The following is an 11,306-nucleotide window of genomic DNA, read 5'->3' as shown; positions in this document are numbered from 1 at the left end:
TCCCGTGTGACGACTCCTCCGGGGACCCGTGTGACGACTCCTCCGGGGACCCGTGTGACGACTCCTCCGGGGACCCGTGTGACGACTCCTCCGGGGTCCTGCGTGACGACTGCTCCGTGGTCCGTGTGACGACTCCGCCGCGGAACTTCGTGGCGGCTCCTCGGTGGTTCCGCGTGGTGACGATGGTCGCCGCCGCGGAGGGCTCCGGCCCGGTCACGCGAGGGCCGCCTCGATCTCGGGGCGCGTGGGCATCGAGGTGCTCGCGCCGGGGCGCTGGACCGACAGGGCGGCGGCCGTGGCGGCGAATCGCAGGGCCTGCTCCTGTGGGCGGCCCTCGGCGCGGGCCACGGCGAGCGCGCCGACGAAGGTGTCGCCGGCCGCCGTGGTGTCGACGGCCCGCACCGGCACCGCCGGCACCCGCAGCGGGCGGCCCGTCCGGGCGCCGTACAGCGCCCCCTCCGCGCCGAGGGTGATCACCGCCTCGGGGACGAGGTCGAGCAGCGCCTTCAGCGCCTCCTCGGGGTCGGCCAGTCCGGTGATCGCCGCGGCCTCGTGCTCGTTGGGGACGATGAGGTCGACGGCGTCGAGCAGTTCGCGGGGCAGGTCCTGGACCGGGGCGGGGGTGAGGACGACCGGGACCCTGGCCCGTCGCGCGGCGGCCACCACGGCCTCCATGGGCAGCTCCAGTTGCAGCAGCAGCGCGTCGGAGCGGTCGATGACGGCGAGGTCCTCGTCGGACGGGGCGGTGATCGTGCCGTTCGCGCCGGGGATGACGATGATGGAGTTGCCGCCGTCGTCGTCCACGACGATGTGCGCGATGCCCGACGACCCGGGCACCACCCGCAGGCGGCTCACGTCGACGCCGGCACCGGCGAGCGTGTCGCGCATGACGGGGCCGAACGCGTCGTCCCCGACCGCGCCGACGAAGCAGGTGGCCGCTCCGGCGCGCGCCGCCGCGACGGCCTGGTTCGCGCCCTTGCCTCCCGGGATCGTGCGGAATGCGTGCCCGGTGACGGTCTCGCCGCGCCTGGGCACGACCGCGGTGTAGGCCACCAGGTCCATGTTCGCGCTGCCGAATACCGAGATCATGGTCTGTCCTCTCCCCTGCCCGGCACCTCAGTGAGGCTCCGCCCGTCCCGCGCCGCTGTACGGGTCCGCCCGTCCGGCATCGCTGTACGGGTCCGCCCGTCCCGCGCCGCTGTACGGGTCCGCCCGTCCGGCGCCGCTATACGAGTCCGCCCGTCCCGCGCCGCTGTGGTGGTCACGATGCCACGGCGAGCGTGCGGCGGGTGAGCTCGTCGAAGCCGATGCCGTCGAAGCCGCGCACGCTGCTCGCCAGCCGGTCGCCGAGCGCCCACCCGGACGGGATGCGCGAGGCGCCCAGCAGGCCGCCGGCGATGGAGCCCACCGTGGCGCCGGCCGAGTCGGTGTCCCATCCGGCGGCGACCGCGCCCGCGACCGAGGCGGTGAAGTCGCCGCGGCCGTGCGTCAGCGCGGCGGCCACCAGGGCGGCGTTGTTGACGGTGTGCACCCAGTGCAGCCCGCCGTGCCGCTCGTACAGGCGGTCGACGACCCGCTCGAAGTCGGGTTCGGCGCGCGCGTCGGCGACGGCGTCCCGTACGGCCCGGGAGAGCCGGGAACCGGCGGGGACGACCGACAGTCCGGCGGCCACGACCTCCTCCACCGCCGCGGCCGGGTCGCCGGAGGGCACGACCAGGGACCGGGCGCACATGGCGGCGACCATCATCGCGCCGTAGACCCCGTTGGCGGTGTGGCTGAGGCGCGCGTCCCGCCAGGCGAACTCCGCCGCCGTGCGCACGTCGCCGGGGTTGGCCCAACCGTACACGTCGGCCCTGATCAGCGCGCCGATCCACTCCCTGAACGGGTTGCGCCACGTGGCCGTGCGCGGCGGTTCCAGTCCGTCGAGCAGGTTGCGGTAGGCCACGCGCTCGGCGGTGAAGACGCGGCCGGCGGGCAGCTCCTCCAGCCACAGGGCGGCGACGTCGGCCGTGGTGAACCCGCGGCCGTGCCGCTCCAGCAGGGACAGGGCCAGCAGGGGGAAGTTCAGGTCGTCGTCCTCGGGGACGCCGTCGAGGGTCTCGGCGAGGGAGGTGGCGGCGCTGCGCCGGTTCCACGGCCAGCGGGCCGCCACCTCGGCCGGCAGCCCCTCGGCGGTGAACCAGCCGCGGATCGGCCAGTTGCCGGTCGCCTCGGCGATCTCCCTGATGCCCTGGCGGGGGATCTTCTCCACCGGCTTGCCCAGCACGCACCCCGCCGCCCGTCCGCGCCACGCCCCCAGCAGCCGCTCGCCCAGCTCGTCGGGGTGGGCGCCCGGACGCTCCGGAGCGCCGGACGCCGCCCGGGCAAGGGTGGCCGCGCTGTCCGGAACGCCGGACCCCGCCCGGGCAAGGGTGGCCGCGCTGTCCGGAGTGCCGGACGCCGCCCAGGCGGAAGCGGCCGCGCGGATGCCGGCGAGACCGGTCGGCTCGGGCAGCGGGGAGGGGATGCCCGCCAGCTCGTCGAGCAGCTCGGCGGCCAGCGCTCGCAGCTCGGGGGCGGGCGGCTCGGGCGAAGCCCCGGCGCGGGGCGGCGCGTCGTGCCCTCCGGCGGCGTGCCACCGGTCGGCGATCGGGGCGGCCTGTGCGCCCCGGCCGTCCTCGCCGGCCTGCCGCAGCTCGTGTCCCACCAGATCCTCCGGCTGCACCCAGGTCAGCCTGATCGGCCGGTCGCCGCTCATGATGGGAGTCCGGGGGTGTTGTCCCAGGTCAGGGCGGTGAAGGCGGCCTCGTGGGCGCGGCGGGCGGCGAGGTCGCCGGCGTGGACGCGCCGGGCGACCTCGGCGATGGCCAGGCCGGGGGCGACCAGGTCCATGCGGCTGGCCTCGGACACCGGGTCGAGCCATTCGGCGGGCACCGCCTTGGCTCCGCCGAGGGCGCCGGCGATCGCGCCGCCCATGCTGGCGATGGAGTCGGCGTCGCGCCCGTAATTGACGCCGCCGAGCACGGTGTCGCGATAGTCGCCCTTGGCGATGACCAGGAAGGCGAGCGCCAGCGGCAGTTCCTCGATGCTGTGCAGCCGGCTCGGCCGCCGTGCCCCGAGGCCCTGGTCGCGGTAGGTGTCGGCGACGGTGTCGTAGGGCTTGACGGCCTCGCGGAGCGCGTCGAACGACCCCTCCCAGTGGTCCAGGCCGCGGGCTCGCTCGCACACGGCGTCGATGGCGGCGCGGGTGCCGTCGCGGGCCAGCCGCAGGCAGGTGGCCACGACCGAGTCGGCGCTCGCGCCGGGACGCATCGCCTCGGCGACGGCGGCGGCCAGCACGCCGGCCGCTTCCCGGCCGTAGCTGGACTGGTGGGCGCCCGCCAGGTCGACGGCCTCGGCGTACGCGCCGTCGGGGTTGGCGGCGTTGACGATGCCGGCCGGCGCCATGTACATCGCGGCGCCGCAGTTGACGATGTTGCCCACCCCGGCCTCGCGCGGGTCGATGTGCCCGTAGTGCAGGCGCAGGACCAGCCACTTCTCGGCGAGGAAGACCCGTTGCAGAGGCAGCGCCTCGGCCTCCAGCTCGGGGATCCAGCGCTTCTCGCCCATCATCTCCGGCACCAGGTGGTCGGCCGCGGCGTAGGCGTCCAGGTGACCGCCGACCTTCTCGTACACGCGGATGAGGGCGTGCGTCATGAGGGTGTCGTCGGTGATGTGGCCGTCGCCCTTGTGGTAGGGCGCGATGGGGCGCGCGTTGCGCCAGTCCTCGAAGTACGGCGGGACGATGCCCGTCACGTACCCGTCGTACCGTTCCTGGATCTGGCCGGGCGTCCAGCCTTCGGTGGCGCCGCCGATGGCGTCGCCGACCGCCGCGCCCGTCACGCATCCGACGGCCTTGTCGGTCAGCAGGTCCTCCAGCGGCGTCATGCCAGTCCTCCAGCGATGTCGATGAGATCGGCTCCGGCCAGCTCGGGGAGGCCGCAGCCGGTGAGCGTGCGCGCCGCGGCGCACCAGCCCTCGGGGAGCGCGCGGAGCCCGGTGCGGGCGCCGGTGAGCGCGCCGGTGAGGGCCGGGGCGGAGTCGGCGAGCGATGACAGGCAGGCGGCGGCGGGGACGGCCGCGGTGAGCGAGCCGCCGGACACCTCCGCGAGCGCGAGCGCCGCGGGGACGGTCTGCGCGGCGGCGACCCCGTAGCTGTAGACGTGGTCGACCAGCGCGGCGTCCAGGGCCGGGACGGCCGCGAACGGGTCGCCCGCCCGGCGGGCCGCCGCGAGGGCCGCCCTGGCGGCGTGGCCGATGGCGGTGTCCCCGGGCAGCTCGGCCAGCGCCGCCTCCACCGCCGCGCCCATCGTCCCGCCCGCGACGAGCACCGCGATCGCGGCGGCCATCGCGAGCGCGCCGAGGACCCCGTCCCCGGAGTTGGTGACCGAGGCGTCGGCCCGCACGAGGTCCGGCAGGGCGGCGGAGCCGGGAGCGGCGGCCGCGAAGGCCACGGCGCGCACGGCGGCGGCGTCGTCGAAGTGGTGCGGGTTGTCGTGGCCGCTGACCGGGGGCGGCTTGCCCGCGGCCAGGTTGGCGAGGGCCGAGCGCACCGAGATGCGCACCCGCAGGTCCGAGCGTCCCGCGAGGGCGGTGAAGGCTTCGGCGCGGTCCTGGTGGAGGGTCAGCGCGGTCCAGGCGAGCCATTCGGCGTCGTCGGACGGGCCGAGGGCGAGCGGCTCGACGGGCTGGTTCAGCGTGAACGGCACGGGGAGCGTGGTGAGGCGGTGCTCCTCGGCGAAGGCGTCCAGCTCGCGTTCCAGCCGCCTGGTCCACGGCGCGAGCAGCGTTGAGCGATGGCGCGCGGACGGCCACCCGGCGGCGTCACCGATGGCCAGCCCGACGAAGGCGCCCGCGACCCGGTCCGCGGCCGTGCCGGGCGCGTCCTTGGTCCTGTCCCCCGATTGCATGTCTCTCCTCTATCCCGATCTATCCCGCCGAAGCGGTCATCGCGGGGCCTCGTCGTCGGCTGCGTGGGCGTTCTGGGATGCCGCGTACAGCGCGGTGGCGACGTCCAGGACGTGGCGGCCGGCGACGACGGGGAGGCAGCGGCCGGTGGCGGGGCCGATCTCCCTGGCCCAGCGCGCGGGGACGGCGGCCTCGCCGCGCCCCGCCCCCGCGAGGGCGCCGGCGATGGCCGCGGTGGTGTCGGCGTCGCGGCCCAGGTTGGCGGCCGACACGACCGACTCCTCCACCTCGCCGGCGCCCATGAGGTAGCCGGCGAAGGCGAGCGCGACGGCTTCGGGCGCGAGGTCGGTCCACGGGTAGTGGCGCACGACGACGGCCGCGTACAGCCGCTCCACCGACCCGGCGGCGACGGCGTCCACCGCCGCGCGCAGGTTCCGGGAGGTCCAGGAGTCCTCGGGTACGGCGGCGAGCCCCGCCTGGACGACCTCGGCGGACGCGGCGCCGGTCATCGCGACGGCGACCGCGGCGGCGACCGCCTGGCCGCCGTACACGCCCTCGACGCCGTTGCTCACCACTCCGTCCACGGCCACCAGCCGCGCCGCCTCCCCTGGGTCGCCGGCCGCGAAGATCCCGTAGGGCGCGGCGCGCATGGCCAGGCCGTCCGACCAGCCGTGCTGGTGCCACTCGCCCGACATCGGCGGCGCCAGGCCGCGGCGCAGAGCCTGGACGGCGCCGAGCTCGGAGAACCCGGCGCCGCGCATGGGCCCGTCGATGGACGGGATGATCTGCTCGCGGTACTCCCTGGCCACGTCAGCCGGGGTCATGGCCGCGCCGTACCGGCACAGCAGCGACGCGGCGAAGATGGTGTACTCGGTGTCGTCGGTGCCGCCCTTGCCCGGTTCGATCTCGGTGAGGCGGCCGTGACGCCGGGCGATCTCCTCGGGCGGGAGGTTCTCGGCGGGCCGCCCGAGGGCGTCGCCGGCCGCCAGGCCGAGCAGGCACCCCCGGGCGCGGGTCAGGCTCATTTGCCGTACCGCTCCAGCACCTTGTTGCCCTCGTCGGTGAGGGTCTTCGCCGCCTGGTCGAGGGTGATCTTGTCGGCGAAGTACTGCTGCAGGGTGGGGGTGGCCACCTTGCTCTTCCACTCGTCGAAGCCGTTGACCTTCAGGTACGGCGCGACGACGAGGTTCCTGGCCGAGGCGGTGGCGACGTCCCAGCCGTTCTCCTTGGTCGTCATGGAGGGGTCGCTCGCCGCCTTGACGCTGGTGGGCAGCAGCCAGTCGCCCTTGGCGAGCCTCGCCTGGTTGGCGCTGTCGAGGAAGAAGGAGATGAACTTCGTCGCCTGCTCGGGGTACTCGCTGTCGGCGGCGACCGACAGCGTCTGGGAGGTGGCGCCCTGCTCGGAGGTGGTGCCCTTGAGCGGCGGGATGGTGATCCAGTCAAAGCCCTCCGGCGCCTGCTCGGCGACCTGCTGGCGCAGGTAGACGCCTGCGGGCAGCAGGGCGTACTTGCCGGCGTAGAAGCCGGGCAGCGGGTCGGCGGTGCCCATGCCGAGCGCGGAGGGGTCGGCCGACTTGTCCTTGTAGAGCTGGTCGTGGATGCGCTGCATGACCTCGCGCTCGCCGGGGCCGACCTTGACGGTGGCCTTGGCGCCGTCCACCTGGAAGAAGGTGCCGCCGAAGTTGAGCGCCAGGTTGAGCACCTTGTTGACCGGGGACTTCAGCGGCCAGGCGACGCCGTAGTTCCCGCCCTTGGTGAGCTTCTTGCTGATCTCGGCGAACTCGTCCCAGGTCCAGGGGGCGTCCGGGGTGGGGATGCGCACCTTGGCGGCGTCGAGCAGCTTCTTGTTGCCGATCAGCACCTGCGACTCCTGCAGGAACGGCACGCCGTACACGCCCTGGCCGCCCTTGCCGTCGCCGAAGGTGACGGTGTCCCACGCGGGCTGCGGGATGTCGTTCTTGAGGTCGGGGGGCAGCTTGGCCGACAGGTCGAGCAGGTAACCGCGCGAGGCGAACCCGGCGAGCGCCGGGGAGTCGTCGTGGATGACGTCCGGCGGGTCGCCGCCCTCGAAGGAGGTGACGAGCTGGTCGTTGACGTTGTCCCAGCTTCCCTGGACGTACTCGACCCTGGTGGCGGGGTTGGCCTTGTTCCACTCGTCGACGATCTGCTTGTTGGCGGCGATGGACTCCTTCTGCCAGGCGAGGCTGAGGAACTTCAGGGTCACCGTCCCGCCGTCGCCGCCGCCGGTGGTGGTGGTGCCGGCGCCGGACGAGCAGCCGGCCGTCAGCGCGGCGATCGCGGCCGCCGCCGCCGCGAGTGCGGTTCTGGTACGCAAGAGACTCTCCTATCAGGGGGTGCCGTGGCTGTGGGCTTCGCCTCGCAGGTGCTCGGCTCGGGCCGGAGGATGGCCGGTCATCCCTTGACGGCGCCGGCCATGAGGCCGGATCTCAGCCGCCGCTGGATGATCGCGAAGAAGGCCAGGCTCGGGATCGTGGCGAGCAGCGAGGCCGCCGCGAGCGGGCCGAGGCGCACGACGCCTTCCGCGCCGGTGAACTTCACCAGGGTCAGGGGCAGCGTGGCCACGCCGGGGTCCTTGAGGACGACCAGCGCGAACAGGAACTCGTTCCAGGAGGAGATGAACGCGAACAGCGCCGTCGCGACCACTCCCGGAGCCAGCAGCGGCGCGACGACCCGGACGATGGCGCGCACCCGCCCGGCGCCGTCGACGGCCGCGGCCTCCTCCAGCTCGCGGGGCACCGCGCGCACGTAGCCCTGGAGCATCCACAGCGCGAACGGCAGGACGAAGGTGACGTGGACGATGGTGAGGCCGGGCAGCGTGTTGACCAGGTCCAGGGTCCGCAGCACCATGAACAGCGGGATGATGATCAGGATGAACGGGAAGACCTGGCTGACCAGCACCCACCCGACGGCGAGCCGGTTGAGCAGCGAGCGGTGGCGGGCCATCGCGTACGCGGCGGGCAGCGCGAGCACGATCGTCAGCAGCGAGGTGGCGACGGCGACGCCGAGGCTGCGCAGGGCGCTGCCGACGATGTCCTGCTCGGCGAAGGCGTCGGCGAAGTTGCTCAGCACGGGGTGGTGCGGGATCCACGACGGGGTGAGGCTCGCCATCTCGCGCGAGGTCTTCAGCGCCGTGGACAGCAGCCAGACCAGCGGGAACGCCAGGAAGACCATGTAGGCCAGCAGGGCGAGGTACTGCAGGGGCCTGCGCATCTCTTACTCCGCCTCCCGCAGTTGCCGGCCGATGTACAGGCTCAGCAGGGCCAGCACGACGATGACGAAGGCGACGCCGAGCGTGGCGGCGTACCCGAAGAAGCCGTAGCGGAACGCCTCCTCGTAGGCGAACAGCATCGGCAGCCGCGTCCGCCCGCCGGGGCCGCCCTGGGTGAGCACGTACACCAGGCCGAACTGGTTGATGTTCCAGACGAAGTCCAGCGAGGTGATGGTGACGATGATCGGGCGCAGCTGGGGCAGGGTGATGCTCCAGAAGCGGCGGAAGGTGGAGGCGCCGTCCATGTGGCCGGCCTCGTGCAGTTCCCCGGGGACGTTCTGCAGGCCGGCCAGCAGGACGACGGTGGTCTGCGGCATGCCGGTCCACACGCCGACGACGATCACCGCAGGCAGCGCGATGGAGAAGTCGTTGAGCCAGTCGATGTTGTGGCCCAGCAGGCCGGCCTGCTGCAGGACGCTGTTGAGTATGCCCGCGTTCGGGTGGTAGACCAGGCGCCACATCAGGCCGATGACGACCGGCGGCATGGCCCAGGGCACCAGGGCGAGCACCCGGGCGAACGCCCGGAACCGCAGGTTCTCGTTGAGCAGCAGCGCCAGCCCGAGGGAGGCGGCGAACTGCAGCACGGTCACCGAGACGGCCCAGACCAGGCCGATGCGGAAGGACTCCCAGAAGTCTCCGTCGGCGAACAGTTCGCCGAAGTTGGCGAGGCCCACGAACGAGGTCACCGAGTTGCGCCCGGAGCGGGCGTCGGTGAAGGCCAGGAAGATGCCGTAGAGCAGCGGGCCGACGCTGAACACCAGCACCGGGACCAGGGCGGGCAGCATGAGGGCGAGCGTCTCGCGCCCGCGCCGGGCCTCGCCGCCGCCGGCGCGCCGGCCCGCCGTGGGCCGCCGGGTCGTCCGCGCGGTCATGGTCACGGCGCCTCCCTCCCCGAGTCGCCGACGGTCTCTCCGACGGCGGAGGCGTCGACGGCCGAAACGTCGCGAGCCGAAGTGTCGCGAGCCGAAGTGTCGCGAGCCGCGGCGTCTACGGTCGAGGCGTCTACGGCGGGCGGCTCGCCAGGGGCGTCGTCCCCCGCGGTGGAGGCGCGGACGACCAGGCGGGGCTCGACGGTGACGACGCGGGGCTCGCGGTCCCTGCTGGCCAGCCGGTCCAGCAGCAGCTCGGCGGCGGCGCGGCCGCGTTCGGGCGAGCCGAGCGACACGCTGGTCAGCGGGGGCCAGGCGAGCGTGGCCAGGTCGGTGTCGTCCATGCCGGCCACGGCGACGTCCTGCGGCACCCGGCGTCCCTCGCGGCGCAGGACGTCCAGTGCGCCGAGCGCGATCAGGTCGTTGGCGCACAGCAGCGCGTCCACGTCCGGCGCGCGTTCGAGCAGCCGGGCGGTGGCGCGGGCGCCGTCGGCGCGGTAGAAGTCGCCGACCTCGGCAAGCGCCGGGTCGTACGGCAGGCCGAGTTCGCGCACGGCCTCGGCGTAGGCCGCGGCGCGGGCGGCGCCGGGCACGGTGTCCAGCGGGCCGTTGACGAAGCCGATGCGCCGGCGGCCGAGCCCGTGCAGGTGCTCGACGGCCAGCCGCACGCCCTCGCGGGAGTCGGTGCGCACGTTGTCGACCGGGGTGCCCTCGGGGACCGAGCCGATGACGACGACGGGCGCGCGGGCCGCGGCGAACATCTTCAGGTGCTCGCCGGTCACCCGCAGCGGGATCATGATGAGCCCGTCGATGTACCGCTCGCCGAGCCCGCGCAGCACGTCGATCTCGTCATCGGTGTCGGCGTTGGTGGAGTGCAGGACCAGGCGGTAGCCGGCCGCCCTCAGCACGGGCTGGATCTCGCGGATCATCGCCAGGTACACCGGGTTGCCTATGTCGGCCATGGCGAACCCGAGCTGGTTGCTGCGGCGGGACTTCAGCGACCTGGCCACCGAGTTCGGCACGTAGCCGAGCTCGCGGGCGGCGCTCATCACCCGCCGCTCGGTCTCGGCCTTGGTGGGCAGGCCGTTGAGGACGCGCGACACCGAGGCGATGGAGACGCCGGCGCGCTGGGCGATCGTCGTGATGGTAGGCCCGTCACTCACGTGTCACCTCGGTCCAGGGGGAAAGTAAACGTTTACAGATCTCCGGGAAGACCACTGAAAACGTTTACGGGGGTAGGTTCATGTAACCCGCGCGACACATCCACCGTCAAGTCACGATCGGATAAACCACGACAGACCCGGCACCGGCCGTCGTTCTCCCCGGTCAGTGGGTGTGGTCGCCGGCCGCAACGTCCGGGTGCGCGCGAAGCCACTCGATGCGCCCGCGGCTCTCGTCGTCCATGGGCGTGTACACGACGACGCGGGTCTCCGGGGGCGTGGCCAGGGTCAGGCTGGTGGAGGCCATGCGGACCAGGCCGACGCCGGACCGCTGGAAGATCTTCATGCGCGTGCCCGGCTTGGCCACGTCGTGGCTGGCCCACATCCGGGCGAAGGTGGGGCTGGCCGCCGAGAGCCTGCGGACGAAGTCGACCCACGACGGCTCGCCGAGGTGGCGTCCGAAGGCCGCGCGCAGCATGCCCACCATGAGACCGCGCTCGTCCTGGAGGTTGCGCACCGGGTTGCAGCATTCGGGACAGGTGAAGCACTGCCAGATGGCGTTGCGCTCGGGCGGGTCGCCGACGACCAGCACCGGGAACAGCAGGGCGTAGGTGGAGTTCCAGGCGAGCACGTCGTAGCGGCTGTTGTAGACCACGGCCGCGAGCGGGTCGAGGTTCCCCAGGATGGTGTGCACCTCGGGCTCCAGCCGGCCACAGCTGTCGTTCTGCGGCACCTCGGGCACATCGGCGAGCCGGTAGAGGTGCTCGCGCTCGGCCGTGTCGAGTCTCAGCGTGCGGGCTATGGCGTCCAGCACCTGGACGCTGGCGTTGATCGGCCGGCCCTGCTCCAGCCAGGTGTACCAGGTGACGCCGACCCCGGCGAGCTGGGCCACCTCCTCGCGCCGCAGCCCCGGCGTGCGGCGGCGCAGGCCCGGCGGCAGGCCCACGTCGGCCGGGGCGATGCGCTCACGCCGGCTGCGCAGGAACGCCGCGAGCTCACCCCGCCTGGAAACCGTCCTCGTCACGGGGTCCATGATGGCGCGGAGGGCGGCGTCTTGCCAGG

The 11,306-nt window shown here is 73.7% G+C and carries 10 protein-coding genes; all 10 read right to left on the bottom strand.

The annotated features are described in order from the left end of the window. Window positions 1–213 precede the first annotated feature (213 nt). The 10 genes from ABZT47_RS12400 to ABZT47_RS12355 all read right to left on the bottom strand — a co-directional run bounded on the left by ABZT47_RS12400 (window position 214) and on the right by ABZT47_RS12355 (window position 11,268). Window positions 214–1,089 carry a ribokinase gene (locus ABZT47_RS12400; protein WP_354839635.1) on the bottom strand — a complete coding sequence of 292 codons (876 nt, stop codon included), beginning with the start codon at window positions 1,087–1,089 and terminating at the stop codon, window positions 214–216. 172 nt (window positions 1,090–1,261) lie between these two features. Beyond that, window positions 1,262–2,737: an ADP-ribosylglycohydrolase family protein gene (locus tag ABZT47_RS12395; RefSeq protein ID WP_354839633.1), complete on the bottom strand. Its 1,476-nt coding sequence runs from the start codon at window positions 2,735–2,737 to the stop codon at window positions 1,262–1,264. Then, the gene (locus tag ABZT47_RS12390; protein WP_354839631.1) at window positions 2,734–3,906 is read right to left on the bottom strand and encodes an ADP-ribosylglycohydrolase family protein; all 1,173 of its coding nucleotides are present in this window, start codon (window positions 3,904–3,906) and stop codon (window positions 2,734–2,736) included. The genes ABZT47_RS12395 and ABZT47_RS12390 overlap by 4 nt, the downstream gene beginning before the upstream one ends. Further along, window positions 3,903–4,928, bottom strand: a complete 1,026-nt coding sequence (locus ABZT47_RS12385; RefSeq protein ID WP_354839628.1) for an ADP-ribosylglycohydrolase family protein — start codon at window positions 4,926–4,928, stop codon at window positions 3,903–3,905. The genes ABZT47_RS12390 and ABZT47_RS12385 overlap by 4 nt, the downstream gene beginning before the upstream one ends. A gap of 36 nt (window positions 4,929–4,964) precedes the next feature. Next, window positions 4,965–5,951, bottom strand: coding sequence for an ADP-ribosylglycohydrolase family protein (locus ABZT47_RS12380; RefSeq protein ID WP_354839625.1), 987 nt, complete (start codon window positions 5,949–5,951; stop codon window positions 4,965–4,967). Beyond that, window positions 5,948–7,261 carry a sugar ABC transporter substrate-binding protein gene (locus ABZT47_RS12375; protein ID WP_354839622.1) on the bottom strand — a complete coding sequence of 438 codons (1,314 nt, stop codon included), beginning with the start codon at window positions 7,259–7,261 and terminating at the stop codon, window positions 5,948–5,950. The genes ABZT47_RS12380 and ABZT47_RS12375 overlap by 4 nt, the downstream gene beginning before the upstream one ends. Before the next feature lie 77 nt (window positions 7,262–7,338). Continuing rightward, the gene (locus tag ABZT47_RS12370) at window positions 7,339–8,157 is read right to left on the bottom strand and encodes a carbohydrate ABC transporter permease (RefSeq protein ID WP_354839619.1); all 819 of its coding nucleotides are present in this window, start codon (window positions 8,155–8,157) and stop codon (window positions 7,339–7,341) included. Between the two features lie 3 nt (window positions 8,158–8,160). Continuing rightward, complete coding sequence (locus tag ABZT47_RS12365; RefSeq protein WP_354839732.1) at window positions 8,161–9,087, bottom strand: sugar ABC transporter permease; 927 nt, start codon at window positions 9,085–9,087, stop codon at window positions 8,161–8,163. Window positions 9,088–9,089: 2 nt separating this feature from the next. After that, window positions 9,090–10,247 carry a LacI family DNA-binding transcriptional regulator gene (locus ABZT47_RS12360; protein WP_354839616.1) on the bottom strand — a complete coding sequence of 386 codons (1,158 nt, stop codon included), beginning with the start codon at window positions 10,245–10,247 and terminating at the stop codon, window positions 9,090–9,092. Between the two features lie 163 nt (window positions 10,248–10,410). Beyond that, window positions 10,411–11,268 (bottom strand): helix-turn-helix transcriptional regulator, encoded by an 858-nt coding sequence (locus tag ABZT47_RS12355; protein ID WP_354839614.1) that lies wholly within the window; start codon window positions 11,266–11,268, stop codon window positions 10,411–10,413. Window positions 11,269–11,306 lie beyond the last annotated feature (38 nt).

The organism is Sphaerisporangium sp. NPDC005289, from assembly GCF_040607455.1.
GTDB lineage: Bacteria > Actinomycetota > Actinomycetes > Streptosporangiales > Streptosporangiaceae > Sphaerisporangium > Sphaerisporangium rhizosphaerae.
This window is presented reverse-complemented; position numbering and strand designations above follow the sequence as displayed.